Annotated in this window: 20 protein-coding genes; 13 read left to right on the top strand and 7 right to left on the bottom strand. The window is 68.3% G+C overall.

Going from position 1 to position 21,449, the window contains the following annotated elements:
* Positions 1-128 precede the first annotated feature (128 nt).
* The 9 genes from ACQVBX_RS00475 to ACQVBX_RS00435 all read left to right on the top strand — a co-directional run bounded on the left by ACQVBX_RS00475 (position 129) and on the right by ACQVBX_RS00435 (position 9,575).
* Entirely contained in the window at positions 129-1,883 is a 1,755-nt protein-coding gene (locus ACQVBX_RS00475; RefSeq protein ID WP_431635939.1) for a glutamine--tRNA ligase/YqeY domain fusion protein, read from the top strand.
* Positions 1,884-1,894: 11 nt separating this feature from the next.
* Positions 1,895-2,452, top strand: coding sequence for a nucleoside deaminase (locus ACQVBX_RS00470; RefSeq protein WP_431638084.1), 558 nt, complete (start codon positions 1,895-1,897; stop codon positions 2,450-2,452).
* A complete protein-coding gene (locus ACQVBX_RS00465) occupies positions 2,449-3,165 on the top strand; it encodes a TVP38/TMEM64 family protein (protein ID WP_431635938.1) in 717 nt (238 codons plus the stop codon). Before ACQVBX_RS00470 ends, ACQVBX_RS00465 begins: the two co-directional genes overlap by 4 nt.
* Positions 3,166-3,251: 86 nt before the next feature.
* Positions 3,252-3,512, top strand: a complete 261-nt coding sequence (locus tag ACQVBX_RS00460) for a WGR domain-containing protein (protein WP_431635937.1) — start codon at positions 3,252-3,254, stop codon at positions 3,510-3,512.
* A gap of 160 nt (positions 3,513-3,672) precedes the next feature.
* Entirely contained in the window at positions 3,673-4,743 is a 1,071-nt protein-coding gene (gene hemE, locus ACQVBX_RS00455; RefSeq protein WP_431635936.1) for a uroporphyrinogen decarboxylase, read from the top strand.
* A 287-nt stretch (positions 4,744-5,030) separates the two neighbouring features.
* Complete coding sequence (locus ACQVBX_RS00450) at positions 5,031-6,728, top strand: methyl-accepting chemotaxis protein (protein WP_431635935.1); 1,698 nt, start codon at positions 5,031-5,033, stop codon at positions 6,726-6,728.
* A gap of 11 nt (positions 6,729-6,739) precedes the next feature.
* A complete protein-coding gene (locus ACQVBX_RS00445; protein WP_431635934.1) occupies positions 6,740-7,573 on the top strand; it encodes a CheR family methyltransferase in 834 nt (277 codons plus the stop codon).
* Positions 7,570-8,043: a chemotaxis protein CheD gene (locus ACQVBX_RS00440; protein ID WP_431635933.1), complete on the top strand. Its 474-nt coding sequence runs from the start codon at positions 7,570-7,572 to the stop codon at positions 8,041-8,043. The genes ACQVBX_RS00445 and ACQVBX_RS00440 overlap by 4 nt, the downstream gene beginning before the upstream one ends.
* An 11-nt stretch (positions 8,044-8,054) precedes the next feature.
* Positions 8,055-9,575 carry a chemotaxis protein CheW gene (locus ACQVBX_RS00435; protein WP_431635932.1) on the top strand — a complete coding sequence of 507 codons (1,521 nt, stop codon included), beginning with the start codon at positions 8,055-8,057 and terminating at the stop codon, positions 9,573-9,575.
* 27 nt (positions 9,576-9,602) lie between these two features.
* Here the strand turns inward: ACQVBX_RS00435 and ACQVBX_RS00430 are convergent, their stop codons facing one another.
* The gene (locus ACQVBX_RS00430; protein WP_431638083.1) at positions 9,603-10,490 is read right to left on the bottom strand and encodes a glycoside hydrolase family 16 protein; all 888 of its coding nucleotides are present in this window, start codon (positions 10,488-10,490) and stop codon (positions 9,603-9,605) included.
* A 309-nt stretch (positions 10,491-10,799) separates the two neighbouring features.
* On the opposite strand from ACQVBX_RS00430, the gene ACQVBX_RS00425 reads away from it, so the two are divergent.
* Positions 10,800-13,742, top strand: coding sequence for a valine--tRNA ligase (locus ACQVBX_RS00425; protein WP_431635931.1), 2,943 nt, complete (start codon positions 10,800-10,802; stop codon positions 13,740-13,742).
* Positions 13,743-13,844: 102 nt separating this feature from the next.
* On the opposite strand, the gene rimI is transcribed toward ACQVBX_RS00425, so the two are convergent.
* The 3 genes from rimI to pssA are packed head-to-tail and all read right to left on the bottom strand — an operon-like array spanning position 13,845 to position 15,600.
* Complete coding sequence (gene rimI, locus ACQVBX_RS00420) at positions 13,845-14,324, bottom strand: ribosomal protein S18-alanine N-acetyltransferase (RefSeq protein WP_431635930.1); 480 nt, start codon at positions 14,322-14,324, stop codon at positions 13,845-13,847.
* 2 nt (positions 14,325-14,326) lie between these two features.
* A complete protein-coding gene (locus tag ACQVBX_RS00415) occupies positions 14,327-14,821 on the bottom strand; it encodes a hypothetical protein (RefSeq protein WP_431635929.1) in 495 nt (164 codons plus the stop codon).
* Positions 14,821-15,600: a CDP-diacylglycerol--serine O-phosphatidyltransferase gene (gene pssA, locus ACQVBX_RS00410; protein WP_431635928.1), complete on the bottom strand. Its 780-nt coding sequence runs from the start codon at positions 15,598-15,600 to the stop codon at positions 14,821-14,823. The genes ACQVBX_RS00415 and pssA overlap by 1 nt, the downstream gene beginning before the upstream one ends.
* Before the next feature lie 110 nt (positions 15,601-15,710).
* On the opposite strand from pssA, the gene ACQVBX_RS00405 reads away from it, so the two are divergent.
* From ACQVBX_RS00405 to ACQVBX_RS00395, 3 genes are all read left to right on the top strand, one after another.
* Positions 15,711-16,136, top strand: a complete 426-nt coding sequence (locus ACQVBX_RS00405; protein ID WP_431635927.1) for a DUF4124 domain-containing protein — start codon at positions 15,711-15,713, stop codon at positions 16,134-16,136.
* Positions 16,137-16,214: 78 nt separating this feature from the next.
* Positions 16,215-17,912 carry a proline--tRNA ligase gene (locus ACQVBX_RS00400; protein ID WP_431635926.1) on the top strand — a complete coding sequence of 566 codons (1,698 nt, stop codon included), beginning with the start codon at positions 16,215-16,217 and terminating at the stop codon, positions 17,910-17,912.
* Positions 17,913-18,351: 439 nt separating this feature from the next.
* Positions 18,352-18,678 carry an H-NS family nucleoid-associated regulatory protein gene (locus tag ACQVBX_RS00395; protein ID WP_431635925.1) on the top strand — a complete coding sequence of 109 codons (327 nt, stop codon included), beginning with the start codon at positions 18,352-18,354 and terminating at the stop codon, positions 18,676-18,678.
* A 59-nt stretch (positions 18,679-18,737) separates the two neighbouring features.
* On the opposite strand, the gene ACQVBX_RS00390 is transcribed toward ACQVBX_RS00395, so the two are convergent.
* Genes ACQVBX_RS00390 through ACQVBX_RS00380 form a run of 3 tightly spaced genes read right to left on the bottom strand, consistent with a single transcriptional unit; the run spans position 18,738 to position 21,427 of the window.
* On the bottom strand, positions 18,738-20,021 hold the full coding sequence (locus tag ACQVBX_RS00390; RefSeq protein WP_431635924.1) for a threonine/serine ThrE exporter family protein: 1,284 nt from the start codon (positions 20,019-20,021) through the stop codon (positions 18,738-18,740).
* Positions 20,018-20,464: an NfeD family protein gene (locus tag ACQVBX_RS00385; RefSeq protein ID WP_431635923.1), complete on the bottom strand. Its 447-nt coding sequence runs from the start codon at positions 20,462-20,464 to the stop codon at positions 20,018-20,020. Before ACQVBX_RS00385 ends, ACQVBX_RS00390 begins: the two co-directional genes overlap by 4 nt.
* A gap of 18 nt (positions 20,465-20,482) precedes the next feature.
* A complete protein-coding gene (locus tag ACQVBX_RS00380) occupies positions 20,483-21,427 on the bottom strand; it encodes an SPFH domain-containing protein (protein ID WP_431635922.1) in 945 nt (314 codons plus the stop codon).
* Positions 21,428-21,449: the final 22 nt, after the last annotated feature.

Below are 21,449 nucleotides of genomic sequence, written 5' to 3'. Positions count from 1 at the left end.
GCGCAAGCTAGTGCGGATGCGCGGCCCCGGCAAGCGTGGCCGCCGCACGTGCTCGCAGGTGGCCGCTCACGTGCGACCGGGTAAACTCGGCAGCTTTCCGCCCACGCGTCAGCGAGCTGAAGTCCCCGATGTCCAACGAAACCCCCAGCGCCCCGTCCAGCCCCGCGTCCGACGCGCCGCGCGACTTCATCCGCCAGATCATTCGCGACGACCTGGCCAGCGGCAAGCACGCCAGTACCCGCACGCGTTTCCCGCCCGAGCCCAACGGCTACCTGCATATCGGCCACGCCAAGGCGATCTGCCTGAACTTCGGCATCGCCCAGGAGTTCGCCGGCGGCTGGTGCAACCTGCGCCTGGACGACACCAACCCGGGCAAGGAAGACCCCGAGTTCGTCGAGGGCATCAAGGACGACGTGCGCTGGCTCGGCTACGACTGGCACGAGCTGCGCCACGCCTCGGACTACTTCGAGGTGTTCTACCGCGCCGCGATCAAGCTGATCGAGGACGGCAAGGCCTATGTCGACGACCTCAACGCCGACGAAGTGCGCGCCCACCGCGGCACGCTCACCGAACCGGGCCGCAACTCGCCCTACCGCGACCGCAGCGTGGCAGAGAACCTGGACCTGTTCCGCCGCATGCGCGCCGGCGAGTTCGAAGACGGCAGCAAAACGCTGCGCGCGAAGATCGACATGGCCTCGGGCAACATCAACCTGCGCGATCCGGCGATCTACCGCGTGCGCAAGATCGCCCACCAGAACACCGGCGACGCCTGGCCGATCTACCCGATGTACGACTACGCGCACTGCCTGTCCGACGCGCTGGAGTCGATCACCCACTCGCTGTGCACGCTGGAGTTCGAGGATCACCGTCCGCTGTACGACTGGTTCGTCGACGCGGTGGACCTGCCCAACCACCCCGAGCTGTGGCAGCCGCTGGTCGACGCCGGACTGGAGACCAAGCCGAGCAAGCCGCGTCAGATCGAGTTCTCACGCCTCAACCTCAGCTACTCGATCACCTCCAAGCGCAAGCTCGCCCAGCTGGTGAACGAAGGCCACGTGGACGGCTGGGACGACCCGCGCATGAACACCCTGCGCGGCCTGCGCCGGCGCGGCTTCACCGCGGCCAGCATCCGCCTGCTGATCGAGCGCCTGGGCGTGTCCAAGCAGAACAGCGTGATCGACTACGCCGTGTTCGAGGGCTGCGTGCGCGAGGACCTCGATGCCGTCGCGCCGCGTCGCATGGCCGTGCTCGATCCGCTGAAGCTGGTGATCACCAACCTGCCCGAAGGCCACGAGGAAATCCTCACCTTCGCCAACCACCCGAAGGACGAGAGCTTCGGCAGCCGCACCGTTCCGTTCGCGCGCGAGGTGTGGATCGAGCGCGACGACTTCGCCGAGGTGCCGCCGAAGGGCTTCCACCGCCTCAAGCCCGAGGGCGAGGTGCGCCTGCGCGGCGTGGGCATCGTCAAGTGCGAGGAGATCGTCAAGGACGCCGACGGCCAGGTGATCGAGGTGCGCTGCACGCTCGATCCCGAATCGCGCCACGGACTGCCCGGTGCCGACCGCAAGGTGAAGGGCACCATCCACTGGGTCAGCGCTGCGCACGGCGTGGCCGCCGAGGTGCGCCTGTACGACCGCCTGTTCGCCGTGCCTGCACCGGACGACGAGAGTGACGGCAAGAGCTGGATCGAGCACATCAACCCCGAGGCCAAGCGCGTCATCACCGGCTGGGTGGAGCGTGCCGCCTCGCTGGCCGAGCCGGAGCAGCGCTTCCAGTTCGAGCGGCTGGGCTATTTCGTCGCCGACCGCGTCGACCACCACGCGCACCATCCGGTGTTCAACCGCGTGGTGACGCTGCGCGACACCTGGGCGAGCAAGGTCTGAGTCCGGTGGCGATGCTTCCGATCCAGATCCATCTCACCCTGCCGCCGTGGCTGGGCGACGTGGCCGACACCGCGCGGCGCTACCTCACCGACGAGGAACGCGTGGGGCTGGCGATCGAGCTATCGCGCCACAACGTGGCCAACGGCAGCGGCGGCCCGTTCGGCGCGGCGGTGTTCGACGGCGAAGGGCGGCTGATTGCCGCCGGCGTGAACCGGGTGATCCCGCAGAACTGTTCGGTGGCGCACGCCGAGATGATGGCGTACATGGGCGCGCAGCAGCGGCTGCAGCGCTTCCGCCTCAATGAGGACGGCGGCCGCTACGTGCTGGCTACCAGCGCGCAACCCTGCTGCCAGTGCTACGGCGCCACCGTGTGGGCCGGTATCGACGAGCTGCTGATCGGTGCGCGCGCCGCCGACGTGGAGGAACTGACCGAGTTCGACGAAGGCCCGCTGCCGGCGGACTGGACCGGCGAGCTGGAGCGCCGCGGCATCGCCGTGCGCCGCGACATCCTGCGCGATGAGGCCCGCACCGTGCTGGCCGCCTACGGCGAAAGCGGGCCGGGCTATTGAGCCGGCTGCGTGCCGCGCTGCCGTTGATCCTGCTGGTGCTGGCCGGCATCGCGCTGTATGCGTCCGGCACGCTGGCGCAGTTCAGCCCGGAATATCTGGTGGCCCATCAGGAGCGCCTGCGCGCGGAGATCGCCGCTTCGCCGTGGCTGTCGCGGCTGGCCTACATCGGCCTGTTGACGCTGGGCATGGCCACCGGCATTCCCGGCACGATCCTGATCATCCTCGCCGGCGGCTTCGCGTTCGGCGTGGTGGAGGGCACGATCTATTCCTCCATCGCGCTCACGCTGGGTTCGCTGATCCTGTTCCTGGCCAGCCGCTACGCGTTCGGCGCCGGGCGCAAGCATCCGCCCGCGCTGGTCGAGCGCCTGCGTCACGGCTTTGCCCACCATCCGGTGAGTTACACGCTGTTCCTGCGCTTCGTGCCGGTGCTGCCGTTCGGTGCGGTCACCGTGTGCCTGGCGTGGCTGCGCTGCGGACTGTGGCTGTTCCTCGGCGCGACCTGGCTCGGCGGCACGGTGACGTTGGTGTTCGAGAACCTGGTCGGCGCCGGGCTGGGCGATGCGCTCAGCCAGAGCGACCACATCGGACTGGGCCTGCTGTTCCATCGCAGCGTGCTGCTGCCGCTGGGCGGCATCGCGCTGATTTCACTGCTGCCGCTGCTGGCCGAGCGGTTCACCCGCCACCGCCGCATGGTGCCGCCACCGGAGCACTGAGCCGGCGCGCTCGCGCCATCGGCACCGGCCTTCTAGAATGACGCGTTTGCGGCCCCCAGCCGCCCCGAAATCCTCCCCCGGACGCCATGCGCCTCTACCTGCAAACCCCGCCCGCCTCGACCGAAGCGCCGCGCTATGTCCAGATCGTGCTCGAGCAGGATCTGCTCGGCGGCTGGACGCTGTACCGCGAAACCGGCACGCAGGGCGGCAAGGCCACGCTCAAGCGCGAGCAGTATCTGGAACGCGAGGCGGCCATCGCCGCGTTCGAAAAGGCGCGCGACGCCCAGCTCAAGCGCGGCTACCGCGTGATGTTCAGCCAGGGCATGGATGGGCCTCATCAACGGTGATCGCTCGATCCGCCGATACCTGTAGGAGCCCACTCTGTGGGCGAAGGTTCGGACGACGGAAGTATCGTTTCGCGCACGCGATGCGCTCCTACAGTCAGCCGACATCCGTGCAGGACCGTCTCCGATCCGCCCCCACCCATCGATCTGCCAAGGCACGCTCATGTCCGCCCCGCTGAAAAACGACCGTTTCCTCCGCGCCCTGCGCCGCGAGCCCACCGACACCACGCCGATCTGGGTGATGCGCCAGGCCGGTCGCTACCTGCCCGAATACCGCGCCACCCGCGCGCGCGGCGGCAGCTTCATGGGGCTGGCGCAGAACCCGGAGTTCGCCTGCGAGGTGACGCTGCAGCCGTTGGAACGCTTCGAGCTGGACGCGGCGATCCTGTTCTCCGACATCCTCACCATCCCCGACGCGATGGGCCTGGGGCTCAGCTTTGCCGCCGGCGAAGGCCCGCAGTTCGCCCATCCGCTGCGTGACGCCGCGGCCATCCACAAGCTCGCCGTGCCCGACATGGACGGTGAGCTGCGCTACGTGATGGACGCGGTGCGGCTGATCCGCCAGGAGCTGGACGGCCGCGTGCCGCTGATCGGCTTCTCCGGCAGCCCGTGGACGCTGGCCTGCTACATGGTCGAGGGCCAGGGCTCGAAAGATTTCGCCACGCTCAAGGCGATGTGCTGGAACGAACCCGCCCTCGCCCACCAGCTGCTCGACACGCTGGCCCGCGCCGTGGCGGCTTACCTGATCGCCCAGGCCCACGCCGGCGCGCAGGCGCTGATGGTGTTCGACACCTGGGGCGGCTTGCTCGGTCCCGCGCCGTTCCGCGAGTTCTCGCTGCGTTACATGCAACGCGTGGTCGAGGCACTGAAGGCCGATGCGGTGGCCGGCACGCTGCCGGTGATCCTGTTCTCCAAGGGCGCTGGCGCACATCTCGCCGAGATGGCCGACACCGGCTGCGCCGCGCTGGGCGTGGACTGGACCATCGACCTGGCCGACGCGCGCCGCGCCGTGGCCGGCAAGGTCGCGCTGCAGGGCAACCTCGACCCCGCGATCCTGCGCGCCAGCCCGGACGTGATCCGCCGCGAGGCGCGCGCCGTGCTCGACAGCTACGGCAACCACCCCGGCCACGTGTTCAACCTCGGCCACGGCATCACGCCGGAAGTCGACCCGGAGCACGTGAAGGTACTGGTGGACGAAGTGCACGCTTACGGCCGCACCCTGCGCGAAAGTTGACGCAGCTCACACTCCGCTCGACCACGCCCAGCCGTTCCCTGCTCAAGTCCGCGTCGACTTTTGTCGATAACGCGACGTCAGGGTATGGCACGAATTTGCCTGCGGTGAACCCGTAATTTTTCACGGCCATCGAACGCGACTCGCGTCATCGCCCTGCTGACTTCCCCAGGACGAACAGGCATCGGCCTCAAGCCTCCGTGACCCCGTGTCCGACCGGACACCCGGCCACCGGCCCAGCCGCCCGCACGGTTCGCACGTCACAGGCGCATTGATCACGAGGCACACCCATGGGCAAGGAAATTCCCGATCCGCAGATGGAACTGCAGGAAATGAAGGCGTTGAGCCATGCGCTCAACCGCGTCCAGGCGGTCATCGAGTTCGATCTGAAAGGTCGAATCCTCGATGCCAACGACAACTTCCTGTCCCTGCTCGGCTACTCGCTGGAGCAGGTGCAGGGCCAGCACCACCGCATGTTCTGCGACCCGGCCTACGCGGCCAGCGCCGAGTACAAGAAGTTCTGGGAACGGCTGGGCAGCGGCGCGTTCGACAAGGGCGAATACAAGCGCCTCACCGCCGACGGTCGCGAGGTGTGGATCAACGCCTCCTACAACCCGGTCATGAACAGTGCGGGCAAACCGTACAAGGTGATCAAGTTCGCCACCGACATCACCGCCTCGCGCACCGAAGGGGCCGAGGTGCACAGCAAGATGGCGGCGCTGGACAAGGCCCAGGCGGTGATCGAGTTCGACCTCGACGGGCACGTGCTGCATGCCAACGGCAACTTCCTGGCCACCGTCGGCTACTCGCTGGAGGAGATCCAGGGCCGGCACCACCGCATGTTCTGCGACGAGGCCCTCGCCGCCAGCTCGGCCTACGCCGATTTCTGGACCAGGCTGCGCAGCGGCCAGTTCGACTCGGGCCGCTACCGCCGCATCGGCAAGGGCGGTCGCACGATCTGGCTGCAGGCCACCTACAACCCGGTGCACGACGTCAACGGACGTGTGCACAAGGTGATCAAGTTTGCCTCCGACATCACCGCCCAGGTGGAGCTGGAGGAATCGGTGAAGCGCCGCGCCGAGGAGGACCAGCGCAAGGTCGACGTGCTGCTGCAGACGGTGCGCCGCGCCGCTGCCGGCGATCTCACCGGCGAGATCTCGCCACAGGGCGACGAGCCGATCGACCAGCTCGCCGCCGGTATCAAGCAGATGATGGGCGACCTGCGCACGGTGATCGGCAAGGTGATCGAAGGCACCCATGGCTTCACCGCGGAGTCCACCGACATCGCCAGCCAGTCGGGCTCCATGGCCAGCGGCGCACAGCTGCTGGGCGCCACGGTGGAAGAGATGAACGCCACCATCGAGGAGCTCACCGCCTCGATCAACTCCATCGCCAGCAACGCGCGCAGTGCCGACCAACTGGCCAAGGACACCCAGCAGGAGGCCGAACGCGGCGCCAAGGCGATCGATCGTTCGATCGAGGCGATGGCGCTGATCAACAAGTCTTCCGAGGACATCAGCGAGATCATCAAGGTGATCAGCGAGATCGCCAGCCAGACCAACCTGCTCGCCTTCAATGCCGCGATCGAAGCGGCCCGCGCCGGCGAGCACGGGCTGGGCTTCTCGGTGGTGGCCGAGGAGGTGCGCAAGCTGGCCGAACGTTCCTCGCAGGCGGCCAAGGAGATCTCCAAGCTGATCACCGAGTCGACCCGGCGCGTCTCCCAGGGCAGCGATGTCTCCAAGGAAGCGGCCGAGGCCTTCGACAAGATCGTGTTCGGCGTGGCGCGCACCACCCAGGCCATGTCCGAGATCTCCTGCGGTGCCGACGAACAGGCCGTGGCGGCCCGCGAAGTCGCCACCGCCGTGCAGCAGATCGCCGAGGAGACGGAGAAGTCGGCCACCACGTGCGACAACATCGCCCGCTCGTGCAATTCGCTGATGACCGGCGCCAGCGAGCTGAGCCGTACCGTCAATCACTTCGTCGTCTGATCGGGGTTGTCATGATCGATACCGAAGCCCTCGCTGACCCGATCACGCAGCGTGCGCTGTTTGCACAGGTGCGTCGGCATACCGGCATCGTGATGGCGGACCGCAAATGGACGCTCCTGCATGGTCGCCTGCGCCGGCGACTGCAGGCGCTGGAGCTGTCCAGCTACCGCGACTACCTCGCGGTGCTGGACAGCTCGACCGAGGAGGTCGGGCACTTCATCGACCTGGTGACGACGAACGAGACCTCGTTTTTCCGTACCCCCCGCATCTGGGACTACCTGTGGCACGGCTTCCTGCCGGCCTGGCACGCGGCGCACCCCAGTGGCACGCTGCAGGTGTGGTCGGCGGCCTCCTCCACCGGCGAAGAGGCCTATTCGGTGGCGATGCTGTGCGAGGAGTTCCGCGAGCGGCATCCCACGTTTCGCTATCGCATCCTCGGCACCGACATCGCCCAGCGCGTCCTCGACACCGCGCGCGCCGGGCAATACCTGGGCCGCAACATCGATGGCTTGCGCAAAGTGCGCCCGGCCATGCTGGAGAAGTTTTTCCAGGCCGAGGGCGAGGCACACTCCGTGCTACCGGCCTTGCGCGCCGGCGTCAGCTTCCGCCCGCACAATCTCTACCAGGCGCTGCGCGATCCGACCCGCTTCGACCTGGTACTGCTGCGCAATGTGCTGATCTACTTCGACGAGGCCGGCCAGGAAGCGGTGCTGGAGAACGTGCGCCAGTCGATGGCCGAACGGGCCGTGCTGCTGGTGGGCGAATCCGAATCGCTCAGCCGCATTCGCACCGGCTTTGTGTATCAACAGCCGCTGATCTACCGCAACGGCCACGCAGCGGCATGAACGACCAGGACCTGCACGTGAAGATGTGCGAGGTGCGTACTGGCAGCGGCCGCCAGGTGCTGCGCACCACGCTGGGCTCGTGCGTGGGCATCGGCCTGCTGTGGCGCGGACGCGATCTGTGCGGACTGGCGCACTGCCTGTTGCCCGAATCGGCCCTGCGTGCGCCGGCGCCTTCGGCCAAGTACGTCACCGATGCTCTGCCCTCGCTGTTGCAACTGATGGGCGCGGCGCGCGCTGATCATGCCGAGATCGAGGCCGTGGTGGCCGGCGGCGCCTGCATGGTGCAACCGGTCAGGGTGGCTCCTTACGGCCTGATCGGCGAACAGAACGCACGCATGGCGCAGCGGCTACTGGCGGAGGCAGGCATCCGGGTGATCCATGCCGATACCGGTGGCACGCACGGGCGCCAGCTCAGCATCGACTGCCACGCGCAGCAGTTCGCGGTCCGCACCTTCGAACGCTTCCACTAAAGGCCTCCGCCATGGACACGCAGCCCCTCGCAACCGCTCCCGCCTTGGACACGGCACAGCTGTTCGGCACGTTTCACCTGGGCGACTTCGAACTGGCGCTGCCGATCGGCGCGCTGCAGGAGGTCGTGCCGTTTCCTCCGGCGATAACCCAGGTGCCGCTGGCGCCCCCTCACCTGCTGGGCCTGTTCAACCTGCGCGGCATGCTGATCCCCATCGCCCACCTGGGCCGCTTCCTCGGCCTGGCGGACGATGGCGATCGCGGCGAGGCCCGCATCGCCATCGTGGCCGCGGGCGCTGCGCGCCTGGGCGTGCTGTTCGACCGCACCGGCGAAATGCTGCGCCTGCCAGGCCATCGGGTCGTGCCGTTCCGCCACGGCAGCGAATCGCTGGGGCTGATCGAGAGCGCGTTCCACCTAGACCAGGGTGGCCGCATCGTGCAGGTGCTGTCGGCCTCGGCGCTGACGCGCCTGCCGGGTCTACCGCAGGTGCTGAACCCGGATCTGGCGGCCCAGGCACGCGCGCAACGCGCGGCACAGGGGCGGCGGCAGCAGGCGGTGTCGTTCCGCGCCGGCGGCCGGCACATGGCGCTGCCGATGGGAGAAATCCACGAAATCATCCGCGTGCCGGCGCTGGAGCACTCGGTGCTGGCCGACGATCGCTGCCTCGGCCGCGTGCACCTGCGCGGCGCCCCGGTGCCGGTGCTCGACTTTGCCCGCTTCCTCGGGCTGGAGCGCTGCTCCCGCAGCACCGGCGAGCTGCCTGGGCAGGGCGAAGACCTGCGCCGGGTGCTCGTCTTGCGTCAGGGCGACTCCTACCTGGGCCTGCTGGTGGATGAGGTAGACAGCATCGTCGCCTTCCTGGAGGCGCAACTGCTGCCGATGCCGACGATCCCCGGCCAGGCCGGCGTGTTCGCCGGCTGCATCAGCGGCCGCGCCGACGCGGCCGACGATCTGGTGCTGGTCGATGCAACCGCACTGCATGGCGACCCGTTCCTGGCCCACCTGGCCAAGGGGCACCACGACCTGTACCGCAACGCCGACGAGGAGGAAGCGGCGCAGCGCTCCAGCCGCAAGGCCGCGCGCGAAACCTGGGTGACCTTCCAGCTCGAGCGCCTGATGGGCCTGCGCATCGAGCAGCTGTGCGAGGTCATCGACGACGATCCCACACTGATGCGCCCGCCCGGGGCGCCGGCCTATGTGCGCGGCGTGCTCAACCTGCGCCAGCAACTGATCACCGTGGTCGACCTGCGCACGCTGTACGGCATGGCAGCGACCGATGGCACGGCGGCCGGCAAGATCCTCGTGGTGGATCGCGACGGCGAGAAGATCGGCCTCGTGGTGGATGCGATCCACGACATCGTCAGCATCGATCGCGCCGACAAGCTGCGCATCCCCGGCATGGTGGCGCACCGCCTGGACGCGGAACTGCAGCACGACCTGCACGAGGTGGTCGACCTGCCCGACCAGACCACCGTGATGCTGCTCGATGCGGCGCCCCTGATGCAGCGGCTCAGCGGCGCACGCGTGCACTGACGTGGCACCGCGCGCCGGTAGTCACCTTCAGGGCGACCCGACGCGCGTCCACACCGCCACGTAGTCCACCACCATCGGATGGCCCGGCTCGGTCGCCGGCACCGGGGTTTCGCGACCGCCGGAGATGGCATAGGCGAAGTCGCCGCCCATCGCCACGTTGAGCAGCAGGAAATAGCCGCGCTGGCCGGTGATTTCCTGCCAGGTGGCCGGCGGCAGGCGATCGCGGGTGATCACGCCGTAGAGCTGGCCATCCAGGTACCAGCGCAGCGCTTCGGGGGCCACGCTGCGGTCCCATTCGAAGGCATAGGTGTGAAAACCGGCCTGGCAGGTGGTGGGCGCGCAGGGGCTGTGCTGGCCGATGCCGTTGGGCTCGCCGCACGGGCCGTCCGGCAGCACGCCGCAATGCAGGGTGCCCCACACCAGGTTGAGGCCGTTGACGTTCTCCATGATGTCGAACTCGCCCGCCTGCGGCCAGTTGCCGGTGCGGCGAAAGCTCTCGCCCAGCGCCCAGAACGCGGGCCAGTAGCCGAGCGCCGCCTCGCCGCTGACGTTGGGCATCTGCAGCCGGGCTTCCATGCGCAACACGCCGCCGTCCGGCGGGCGGAAATCGTCGCGCTGCGTCTCGATGCGCGCCGAAGTCCACTCACCCGCTGCGTCGCGCTGTGGCGTGATGCGCAGGTGGCCGTGCCCGTCCAGGCCCAGATTGGCCGGCTCGGTGGTGTAGCGCTGGATCTCGTGCGTGCCCCAGTTCGGCGGTCCGCCGGGGTAGCCGTGCCCGACATCGAAGCGCCACAGCGTGGCGGAGGGCAGCCGACCGGCGGCGCCGTTGAAGTCGTCGCTGAACTGCAGCGTCCAGCCGGCGCGTTCTGGCACCGCGGCCGAAGCAAGGCCTGCGGCCGAGGCCAGCACCAGCATCACTGCAAGATTCCACCACCGCGCGCGGCGGCCGTGCCCGCTCCGGTCCTGCTGCGCGGACCTGGCCGCGCCCCCGTTCATCCATCGCACGTACATCAAGCCCTGGCACCCGCGGCGAGCCCGCGTCGGGCGATTCTCGCATCCCCGGTGCCCGGCAAACCTGGGCCCGCGCCACGCTTGCGACGGCTGATCGGTCGGACCACGCCAGCGCCGGTGCGCTTTGGCAGCCCTGGGCGCGGCCCGTACAATGGCCGCTTTACGCCTTCCACGACGCGCGCCGACCGGTGCGCGCGCCTTAAGCGAGTCCCCATGGAAAAGAGCTTCGAACCCGCCCAGATCGAATCCACCTGGTATGCCCGCTGGGAGGCCAGCGGCGTGTTCAAGCCCTCCGGCCAGGGCGACCCGTACTGCATCCTGCTGCCGCCGCCGAACGTCACCGGCACGCTGCACATGGGCCATGCGTTCCAGCAGACCGTGATGGACATGCTGATCCGCTACCAGCGCATGCGCGGCATGAACACGCTGTGGCAGGTGGGCACCGACCATGCCGGCATCGCCACGCAGAAGATCGTGGAGAACCAGCTCGCCGCCGAGGGCAAGACGCGCCACGACCTGGGCCGCGAGCCGTTCGTCGAGCGCGTGTGGCAGTGGAAGGAGGAATCCGGCTCCACCATCACGAACCAGATGCGCCGGCTCGGCGTGGCGGCGGACTGGTCGCGCGAGCGCTTCACCATGGACGAGGGCCTCTCCGCCGCCGTGCGCAAGGTGTTCGTGCAGTGGTATCGCGACGGCCTGATCTATCGCGGCAACCGCCTGGTGAACTGGGACCCAGCGCTGGGCACGGCGGTATCCGATCTCGAAGTGGACAACGTCGAGCGCGACGGCTCGATGTGGTCGATCCGCTACCTGACCACCGATGGCGCCGAGTCGGTGGTGATCGCCACCACGCGCCCGGAGACCATGCTCGGCGACGTCGCCGTGGCGGTGCACCCGCAGGATGAGCGCTACGCCCACCTGATCGGCCAGAAGCTGCATCTGCCGCTGACCGGCCGCGAGATTCCGGTGATCGCCGACGACTACGTCGACCGCGAGTTCGGCACCGGCTGCGTGAAGATCACCCCGGCGCACGACTTCAACGACTACGCGATCGGCCAGCGCCATCAGCTCGCGCCGATCACCATCTTTACGCTGGACGCGAAGGTCAACGACCGCGGTCCGGAGAAGTACCGGGGTCTCGATCGCTACGACGCGCGCAAGGCGATCCTCGCCGACCTCGAAGCCGCCGGGCTGCTGGTGGAGACCAAGCCGCACAAGCTCAAGGTGCCGGTGAGCCAGCGCTCGGGCGCGGTGATCGAGCCGATGCTCACCGACCAGTGGTTCGTCGACCTCACCTCCGACACGCTGCGCGACGGCCGCCCGGGCGGGCGCAAGGCGATCACCGAGCCCGCGCTGCAGGCCGTGCGCGGCGGCGATATCAAGTTTGTGCCGGAGAACTGGTCGACCACCTACACGCAGTGGCTGGAGAACATCCAGGACTGGTGCATCAGCCGCCAGCTCTGGTGGGGCCACCGCATCCCGGCCTGGTACGACGAGCAGGGCAACATCTTCGTGGGCGAAGACGAGGCCGACGCGCGCGCCAACGCCGTGCAGCCGCCGGTGGGCGCGCTGCGCCAGGACGAGGACGTGCTCGACACCTGGTTCTCCTCCGCGCTGTGGCCGTTCTCCACCCTGGGCTGGCCGATGGACGGCCCGGTGAAGAACGAGCGCGGCGAGGTGGTGGCGAACTGGGAAAACGACAAGATTTTCCTGCCCAGCGCGGTGCTGGTCACCGGCTTCGACATCATTTTCTTCTGGGTCGCGCGCATGGTGATGGCGACCAAGTACTTCACCGGCCAGGTGCCGTTCCGCGAGGTGTACATCAACGCCATCGTGCGCGACGCCGAAGGCCAGAAGATGTCCAAGTCCAAGGGCAACACGCTGGACCCGCTGGACCTGATCGACGGCATCGCGCTGGAGCCGCTGGTGGCCAAGTCGACCAAGAGCCTGCTGCTGCCGCAGGAGCGCGAGAAGGTCGAGAAACGCGTGCGCAAGGACTACCCCGCAGGCATCACCGCGATCGGCACCGATGCGCTGCGCTTCACCTTCGCCGCGCTGGCCAGCTACAGCCGCACGATCAACTTCGACATCAAGCGCGCCGAGGGCTACAAGGCGTTCTGCAACAAGCTGTGGAATGCGGCGCGCTTCGTGCTGATGAATGTTGCCGACGAGCCCCTCTCCCCCCGGGAGAGGGGTTGGGGTGAGGGTCCGTCCAACGCGTCCGCTGCCGGCGCGGCCGAACCCTCATCCGTCGCTTCGCGCCACCTTCTCCCGGAGGGAGAAGGAAAAGCGCCAGCCACCGAAGCCGAGCGCTGGATTCTCACACGCCTCAAGCAGACCCTGGCCGAGGTAGAGCAGCACTTCGCCAGCTATCGCTTCGACCTGCTCGCGCAATCGCTGTACGAGTTCGTCTGGAACGAGTACTGCGACTGGTTCCTGGAGCTGTCCAAGCCGGCGCTCAACGGCGACGACGCGGACGCAGCGGCCTCCACCCGCCACACCCTGCTGGTGGTGCTGGAGACGGTGCTGCGCGCGCTGCATCCAATCATTCCGTTCATCACCGAGGAAATTTCCCGGGAGCTGCCGCTGCACTCGGCGCCGCGTGCCAGTGCCGACGCCAGCGAAAACCTGCTGATCCAACGCGCCTACCCGCGCGCGGCCGATTTCGCCGCCGACGAGGCCGCCACCGCCGAGATCGAATGGTTCAAGGCCGTGCTCTCCGGCGTGCGCAAGATCCGCGCGGAAATGAACATCGCGCCGGGCAAGACCATCCCGCTGCTGCTGGCCGACGGCGACGCCACCGATCGCGCCCGCGCGGCCAAGTTCGCTGCGCAGATCGCCTTCCTCGCCCGCGTCGACACCCCGCAGTGGATCGCGCCGGGCGCCGACGAGCCGGCCGCGGCGGCCGCCGTGGTGGGCTCGCTGCGCGTGCTGATTCCGCTCGCCGGCCTGATCGACCTCACCGCCGAGAAGGCGCGCCTGGCCAAGGAAATCGCCCGCATCGAGGGCGAGATCAAGAAGTGCGAAGGCAAGCTCGGCAACGCCAACTTCGTCGCCAATGCACCGGCCGAGGTGGTGGCGCAGGAGCGCCAGCGCATCGTCGACTGGAACACCACGCTCACCGCCCTGCGCGAGCAGCAGGCCAAGCTCGGCTGATCGCGCCCTTCACTGTAGGAGCCCGCTCGCGGGCGATGCTGTTGCTCCTGATGCACATCAAAGCCAAAAGCGTCGCCCGCGAGCGGGCTCCTACAGAAAGCGTCAGGGCTGGTCGGGTTCGCGCAGCACCAGTTCCATCACGATCGCGTCTTCGCGCCCGTCGCGCGCGGGGTAGTAGCGCGGGCGCCGGCCGATCTCGGTGAAGCCGATCGAGGCATAGAGCTTCTGCGCCACCGGGTTGGACGGGCGCACCTCGAGAAACACGCGCTCGGCGCCGCTCCAGCGGATCACATCGAGCAGGCGCATCAGCAACCGACGGCCCAGGCCCAGGCCACGCCAGTCCTGGCCGATGCAGATGTTGAGGATGTGCGCCTCGCCCGCGGCGATCGACAGGATGCCGTAACCGGCAATTTCCCCGCGCACCCACAGCACCCAGCACGGATGTCCGGCGCGCAGGCAGTCGGCGAAGATGCCGCGGCTCCAGGGAAACTCGTACGAGTCGGTCTCCATCGCCGCGACCGCATCGAGATCCTGCACGCGCATGGCGCGGATCTCGCTGTCGGGCCGGCTTACGGCGACCATGGCTAGCCGCCTCGGGCGCCGAGAACGCGGCGCGCCTGCCGCAACGCCGCCCACAGGCGTCGCTTGCCGTCCGCCCCGGAAAGCAGCGCAGCGGGCTCGTCGACCAGCGCGATGTGCGCCTCGCTCATCACCGCTGCCGGCAGTTCACGCCCCAGCGCGTGCGCCTGGGCCTGACCAAAAACCAGATACACCGCGGCGTGCGGCACCGTCTCGGAAAGCTGCCCGTCGGTCACGCGAATACGACCGGCGCGGGCGATCTCCACGCCACAGGCGGTCAGCGCGCGGCCGAGCAGATCCAGCGCGCGCGCCTCGGCCGCGGCCGGCAGCAGCACCACGCAGCGTCCGCGGGGCTGGGATTCGCGCGCGGCGACCGCCACGCCCTCATCGACAGCAGGCGGCGCCAATTCCACCTCGGCACGCTGGCGCAGCACCCACGGCATGATGCCCATGGCCTGCAGCGCGGCACGACGGCGGGTATCGAGCGCCACGGCCGCCATCACCCTGCGTTCCGCCGGGCGCGCCGGTGCGTGGCACGGCCCCACACGGTGAGCGCCGGCCCCGACAGCAGGTACAGCGAGAACACCGCCAGCAGCAGCCGCGGCGGATCGATCGCCAGCAGCACCAGGATCAGCACCAGCATCACCATCCACACGAACGGCACGCGCTCACCCTGCCCCATCGGCAGCGACTTGAAGCTGAAATAGCGGAAGTTGCTCACCATCAGCAGGCCCACCACCACCGCCAGCACCGGCGTGACGAAGCACAGCGTGCTGCCGGGGATGCCGGTCTTTTCCATGGTCCACACGAAAGACATGCACACGGCCGCCGCCGCCGGGCTGGCCAGGCCCTGGAAATAGCGCTTGTCGATCACCGCCACCTGGGTGTTGAAGCGCGCCAGCCGCAGCGCGCCGCAGGCGGCGTAGATGAAGGCCGCGGCCCAACCCACCTTGCCCCACATCGCGCCGTACTCGCGCAGCGAGGACAGCGACCAGGTGTAGAGCACCAGCGCCGGCGCCAGCCCGAAGCTGACCAGGTCCGACAGCGAGTCGTACTGCACGCCGAACTCGCTCTGGGTGCCGGTGAGGCGGGCCACGCGGCCGTCCAGGCCGTCCAGCAGCGCGGCCACGAACACGGCGATTGCCGCCTCGGCATAGCGCCCGCCGATGCTCGCCACGATGGCGTAGAAGCCCGAGAACATCGCCGCGGTCGTGAACAGGTTCGGCAGCAGGTAGATGCCGCGGTGGCGCGGTCGTCGGACGGGCGTGTCGTCGCTCATGAAGCCATCCAGTGAAAGCTGGCGCGCATTGTAGAACACCGGCGCTTGAGTCCGGCCCGCGCCGGTGCTACCAAGAGCGCCTGAGCCATGCCCCTTTCGGAGAACTTGCCATGCTTCGTCCCGCGCTGTTTGCCCTTCTGCTGCTGGCTGCCGGCAGCGCCGGTGCCCAGGCCTACAAGTGGACCGATGCGTCGGGCACCGTGCACTACTCCGAATCGGCGCCGCCGGCCGGCACCAAGTACAGCCGGGTTACCCTCAGCGGCAGCGTGGAACCGATCGCCGCCCCGCCTGCACCGGCCGCCGAACCGGGCTCCGAGGCCGCGGCGAACAACGAGCCGGCCAAGCCGATGGAAGACACGCCGGCAAACCGTAGCAAGCTCTGCGCCTCGCTCAAAAGTAATCTCGACACGCTCAAGGGCAGCGGCCCGGTGGTGATGGAACAGGCCGGCCAGCCCAAGGCGCTCAACGACGCCGAGCGCAAGCAGCAGCTGGATGCGGCGCAAGCCCAGTACACCCAGTATTGCCAGGGCCAGTAACGCCGCGGCGCGCCCACCGGAACCCGGCAGCGGCTGGCATAATCGACGCCTTTACCCCGACTGCCGGATCCCCACTGCATGCGCCTCAGCCGATTCCACCTGGCCACCGTCAAGGAAGTTCCCGCCGAAGCCGAGCTGGTCAGCCACAAGCTGATGCTGCGCGCCGGCATGATCCGCAAGCTCGCCGCCGGCCTGTACACCTGGAGCCCGCTGGGCCTGCGCGTTCTGCGCAAGGTGGAGAAAGTGGTGCGCGAGGAGATGGACCGCGCCGGCGCCATCGAAATGCTGATGCCCACCGTCCAGCCGCGCGAGCTGTGGGAGGAAACCGGCCGCTGGGAGAAGTTCGGCGGCCAGCTTTTGAAGATCGCCGACCGCAAGGCGCAGGAGTTCTGCTACGCCCCCACCGCGGAGGAAGTGATCACCGACTTCGCCCGACAGGAGCTGAAGAGCTACAAGCAGCTGCCGGTCAACTTCTACCAGATCCAGACCAAGTTCCGTGACGAGATCCGCCCGCGCTTCGGCGTGATGCGCGCGCGCGAGTTCCTGATGAAGGACGCCTACTCCTTCCACTTGGGCCAGGAGTCGCTGGCGCAGACCTACCAGGCAATGTACGACGCCTACGGCCGCATCTTCACCCGGCTGGGCCTGACCTTCCGCGCCGTGCAGGCGGACACCGGCGCGATCGGCGGCAATGCCAGTCACGAGTTCCAGGTGATCGCCGAATCCGGCGAGGACGTGATCGCCTTCTCCGATGGCTCGGACTACGCCGCCAATGTGGAGAAGGCCGAGGCGCTGGCCCCGGCGGTCGCCCGCCCGGCGCCCGCAGCCACGCTGACCCGGGTGGACACGCCCCGGCAGAAGACCATCGAAGAGGTGTCGGCCTTCCTCAAGGTGTCGCCGCAGCAGTGCGTGAAGACGTTGCTGGTGAAGGGTCGCGACGGGCTGGTCGCGCTGTGCCTGCGCGGCGACCACGAGATCAACGAAGTGAAGGCCGGCAAGCTGGCCGAACTGCCGGGCGAGTCGGTGCTGGCCAGCGAGGAAGAGATCGTCGCGGCGATCGGTGCCCGCCCCGGATCGATCGGCCCGGTTGGCCTGCCCGAGCACATCCCGGTGATCGTCGACCGCAGCGCCGCCGTACTGGCGGACTTCGTCTGCGGCGGCAACCAGGACGGCACCCATTACACCGGCGCCAGCTGGGACCGCGACGCGCGCGTCACCCGGGTGGAGGACATCCGCCAGGTGGTGGCCGGCGATCCGTCGCCGGACGGCCTGGGCATGCTGCAGATCGCCCGCGGCATTGAGGTGGGTCACGTGTTCCAGCTCGGCTCCAAGTACGCCGAGGCACTCCAGGCCACCGTGCTGGACGACCAGGGCAAGGCGCAGGTGATGCTGATGGGCTGCTACGGCATCGGCGTCAGTCGGATCGTCGCCGCCGCCATCGAGCAGCGCCACGACGACGCCGGCATCCGCTGGCCCGAAGCCATGGCGCCCTGGCGCATCGCCGTGTGCATGATCAATCCCAAGGGCCTGCCCGAGGTCACCGCCGCCGCCGAAGCGCTGTACACCCAGCTGGCCGAACGCGGCATCGAGGTGGTGTTCGACGATCGCGGCCTGCGCCCGGGCGCGATGTTTGCCGACATGGAACTGATCGGCATTCCGCATCGGGTGGTGGTGAGCGAGCGCGGCGTCACGGCCGGCACGCTGGAATACCGCGCCCGCGACGAGGCCGAGGCCCGCCAGCTGACCACCGACGAGCTGTTCGCCCTGCTCGGCTGAGCCGCGTGCGAAAGCGCAATGGATCAAGCCGCCTTCGGGCGGCTTTTTCATGGGCGACATGGGTGTCGCCCGTCCGATCCATTGGCCTGCGATTACCGCGGCATTAATCGTCGATTTCACCGGACAGCCACTGCCGCGCGCGTGGTACCGCGCCCCGCGCATGCGCTCTCGATCAACCGCCGAGCGTGCTCCCGCCAAACGCACGCACAGGCAGTCCCCACGCACTCACTCGCCGCCGACGCAGCCGCGTCAAACTAATCGGCAGGCCTATTAGCGGACATGGCAGCTGAGTAATGGATGTGACACATCCATCACATCCACGCGGTTATTTTGCAAAAACCCTGGCGTTACGCCAGAATCTGCCCCGCATCAGGATGGCGCACTCGCCGCAATGGCGACTTAAACACCAGTCATTAGAAAAAACCAACGCGGAGTTACCATGGCCGTTGATATCAAGAACCTCAATCACAATCAGCTCAATGACCTGATCGCCAAGGCACAGGTCCGGCAGGACGAGCTGCGCAAGGAAAAAGTCGCCAAGCTGCGCGAGAAGGTCCACGCGCTGATCAAGGCCGAAGGCTATTCGTTCGACGACATCTTCGGCGGCACCCGCGGAGGCAAGGCGCGTCGCGCCAAGACCACGGTGGCCCCGAAGTATCGCAATCCGGCCAACCCGGAGCAGACCTGGTCCGGCCGCGGCAAGCGTCCGCGCTGGTTCAACGACGCGCTGAAGGCCGGCAAGAAGGAAAAGGATCTGGCGATCTGATCGCTGCCCGCTGAACATCGCGCCATGCAAAACGCCGGCCTCGCGCCGGCGTTTTGCATTCAGAGCGATCGGCGCGGCGATACCAGCAGGTCGCCGAACAGCAGTCCGGCCACCAGCGAGATAAGCAGGGTAATGAGCAGGATGCCGCTATCCATACCCAGCACGGTATCGCGCTCGAACAGATACGAGACGCTGCGAAAACCCACGCTGCCGGGCACCAGCAGGATAATCCCCGGTTCGCGGATCACCGCACCCGGGCGACGCATGATCCGCGCATAAAGATTTGCCATGGCGCCGAGCAGGAAACCGCCCAGAAAAACGCCGAACGGCGCGCCCGGAATGGCGCCGGAAATCAGTCCGCCCCAGCGCGTGGCCAGATAACCCACGATCACCGCGCCCATGACCACCGGCCAATCGCGGCGCGCGGCGCGAAACAGAATGGAAAATCCCAGTGCGCCAAGCAGCAGCGACGGATAATCCACCCAGCCGGGCAAGGGCGGCAGCGCATATGTGCCCGGATCGATGCCCAGCGCCGCGCACAGCTGGGTCGCCGCCACGGTGCCGAAGGTGAGCTTGAGCAGGGTGGACACCGCGCCACCGACCCGCGCCACGCCGGACACCAGATGCTGGCTGGAAATCTCGCGCACCGCGGTGGTGAGCGACATGCCGGGCATCAGTACGATCAGGCCGGCCAGCACCACCGACTTCACCGCCAGCGGCACCACGAAGGCGCTGATCACGATGGCGATGGTGGTCGCCACCAGGGCGCAGATCGCATCGCTGGCGGCTGCCAGGCGCGGGCGCGCCGCCGAGCGGATGGTGATGGCGCCGATCACCAGGCCGATCAGCCCCGACACCAGCAGGTCCGCCCAGGAGCTGTGCAGCAGCAGGCCCACCACGCAGGCGGCGGACAGGCCGTAGCTGCCGATCACACTGGCTTGGGCCCGTCGCGTGTCCGGCAGCCCGAGCAGGCGCAGCAGACGGAAACCCTCGCGCAGCTCGATCTCGCCGGCGATCACGCGGTCGGCGATCGCGTCGGCCTCGCACAGGCGCGCCAGGTTCACGTCGCCAGGCGGCAGCCGCATCACCTGCGTCACCTGCGCCAGGCCCTCGTCGCCCTGCGCCAGGTCGGAGAAGGAAATGATGATGGCGGTGGGGCTGGACCACACGTCGGCGGCCAGCCCCATCTGTTGCGCCGCCCCGGCCACGGCGATCTCCAGCCGCGGTGCCGAAGTGCCGTACTGGTGCAGGCGCCGCGCCAGCTCCACCAGGAAGCCAATGCGCGTCTTGAGCGCGGCGGTGGAAAAGTCCGCGGACACAACCACCGGCGCGGCGGCACTCATGCGGCCGCGCGCACCTGCAGCGTGGTGCCGTCCACCGCCACCACTTCCACCGTGGCGCCCAGCGGCAGTTCCGGCCCGGCCACCAGCCATTCGCCGTCACCCACGCGGGCCTTGCCGCGACCGTTGACGATGGCCTCGGTGAGCACGTAGCGCTGGCCGATCATCTGCGCCGCGCGGCGGTTGAGCCGCTCGCTGCCGGGCGTGCTGCGCTCGATGCGCGGGCGCAGCGTACGCGCATAGAGCACACAGGCCGCCAGTGCCAGCGCGGCGAACAGTACCGCCTGCAGCAGCAGGCCCATGCCGGGCACCAGCCACAGCAAGATGCCCATGGCCGCGGCAGCCAGGCCGATCCACAACATGAAGTAGCCCGGCAGCAGCACCTCGCCTGCGATCAGCAGCAGGGCGAGAATCCACCACAGGTAATGCGCCGAAAGATCCCACATGGCCTGTCTCCCGATGGCTCAGCGCGGCGGCGGCTGGATCACGCCGGCCTTGGCTTGCTGGCCAAGCGAATCCTTCGCCAGCTCGGCGATGCCGGCCAGCGACCCAAGGATGCCGGTGGCTTCGATCGGCAGCAGCAGCATCTTCTGGTTGGGCGACTTGGCCATTTCCTTCAACGCCTCGACGTAGTTGTTGGCGACGAAGTAGTTGAGCGCGTTGACGTTGCCGTTGGCGATCGAGTCGGACACCATCTGGGTCGCCTTGGCCTCGGCCTCGGCCGAGCGCTCGCGTGCCTCGGCGGCGCGGAACGCGGCTTCCTTCTCGCCCTCGGCGGCCAGGATCACCGACTGCTTCTCGCCCTCGGCCTTGAGGATCGCCGCCTGGCGGAAGCCTTCGGCGTCGAGGATGTTGGCGCGCTTCTCGCGTTCGGCCTTCATCTGCCGCGCCATCGCGTCGATCAGGTCGCGCGGCGGCGCGATGTCCTTGATCTCGATGCGGTTGACCTTGACGCCCCACGGGTGGGTCGCCTCGTCCACCACGCGCAGCAGCTTGGCGTTGATCGCGTCGCGCTGGCTCAGGCTCTCGTCCAGGTCGAGCGAGCCGAGCACGGTGCGTATGTTGGTCATCACCAGCGCCAGCGAGGCCTGCTCCAGGTTCGACACCTCATAGGCCGCCTTGGACGCGTCCAGCACCTGGTAGAACACCACGCCATCGACGCGCACTACCGCGTTGTCCTTGGTGATCACGTCCTGGCTGGGCACGTCGAGCACCTGCTCCATCATGTTCATCTTGCGGCCCACGGCCTGGTAGATGGGAATGAGGAAGTGCAGCCCCGGCGTGAGCGTGCGCGTGTACTTGCCGAAGGTTTCCACCGTCCACTCGTAGCCCTGCGGCACGATGCGGACGAGCTTGGCGATGCCGATCACCACCACGATGACGATGACCAGCGCGAGAATCTGCCCCATGACTACCCCCTCTTCCGATGAA

Origin of the sequence: Dyella thailandensis, assembly GCF_050749815.1 — a bacterium.
In the GTDB taxonomy this organism is placed as follows: domain Bacteria; phylum Pseudomonadota; class Gammaproteobacteria; order Xanthomonadales; family Rhodanobacteraceae; genus Dyella_A.
This window is presented reverse-complemented; position numbering and strand designations above follow the sequence as displayed.

Coding starts and splice junctions, on each gene's coding strand:
- ACQVBX_RS00390 (WP_431635924.1), bottom strand. CDS start 20,021: ATGAGTGCCGCCGCGCCGGTGGTTGTGTCCGCGGACTTTTCCACCGCC.
- rimI (WP_431635930.1), bottom strand. CDS start 14,324: ATGGTCGCCGTAAGCCGGCCCGACAGCGAGATCCGCGCCATGCGCGTG.
- ACQVBX_RS00415 (WP_431635929.1), bottom strand. CDS start 14,821: ATGGCGGCCGTGGCGCTCGATACCCGCCGTCGTGCCGCGCTGCAGGCC.
- ACQVBX_RS00400 (WP_431635926.1), top strand. CDS start 16,215: ATGCGCCTCAGCCGATTCCACCTGGCCACCGTCAAGGAAGTTCCCGCC.
- ACQVBX_RS00445 (WP_431635934.1), top strand. CDS start 6,740: ATGATCGATACCGAAGCCCTCGCTGACCCGATCACGCAGCGTGCGCTG.
- hemE (WP_431635936.1), top strand. CDS start 3,673: ATGTCCGCCCCGCTGAAAAACGACCGTTTCCTCCGCGCCCTGCGCCGC.
- ACQVBX_RS00425 (WP_431635931.1), top strand. CDS start 10,800: ATGGAAAAGAGCTTCGAACCCGCCCAGATCGAATCCACCTGGTATGCC.
- ACQVBX_RS00385 (WP_431635923.1), bottom strand. CDS start 20,464: ATGTGGGATCTTTCGGCGCATTACCTGTGGTGGATTCTCGCCCTGCTG.
- ACQVBX_RS00460 (WP_431635937.1), top strand. CDS start 3,252: ATGCGCCTCTACCTGCAAACCCCGCCCGCCTCGACCGAAGCGCCGCGC.
- ACQVBX_RS00440 (WP_431635933.1), top strand. CDS start 7,570: ATGAACGACCAGGACCTGCACGTGAAGATGTGCGAGGTGCGTACTGGC.
- ACQVBX_RS00435 (WP_431635932.1), top strand. CDS start 8,055: ATGGACACGCAGCCCCTCGCAACCGCTCCCGCCTTGGACACGGCACAG.
- ACQVBX_RS00405 (WP_431635927.1), top strand. CDS start 15,711: ATGCTTCGTCCCGCGCTGTTTGCCCTTCTGCTGCTGGCTGCCGGCAGC.
- ACQVBX_RS00395 (WP_431635925.1), top strand. CDS start 18,352: ATGGCCGTTGATATCAAGAACCTCAATCACAATCAGCTCAATGACCTG.
- ACQVBX_RS00380 (WP_431635922.1), bottom strand. CDS start 21,427: ATGGGGCAGATTCTCGCGCTGGTCATCGTCATCGTGGTGGTGATCGGC.
- ACQVBX_RS00470 (WP_431638084.1), top strand. CDS start 1,895: ATGCTTCCGATCCAGATCCATCTCACCCTGCCGCCGTGGCTGGGCGAC.
- pssA (WP_431635928.1), bottom strand. CDS start 15,600: ATGAGCGACGACACGCCCGTCCGACGACCGCGCCACCGCGGCATCTAC.
- ACQVBX_RS00430 (WP_431638083.1), bottom strand. CDS start 10,490: ATGCTGGTGCTGGCCTCGGCCGCAGGCCTTGCTTCGGCCGCGGTGCCA.
- ACQVBX_RS00475 (WP_431635939.1), top strand. CDS start 129: ATGTCCAACGAAACCCCCAGCGCCCCGTCCAGCCCCGCGTCCGACGCG.
- ACQVBX_RS00450 (WP_431635935.1), top strand. CDS start 5,031: ATGGGCAAGGAAATTCCCGATCCGCAGATGGAACTGCAGGAAATGAAG.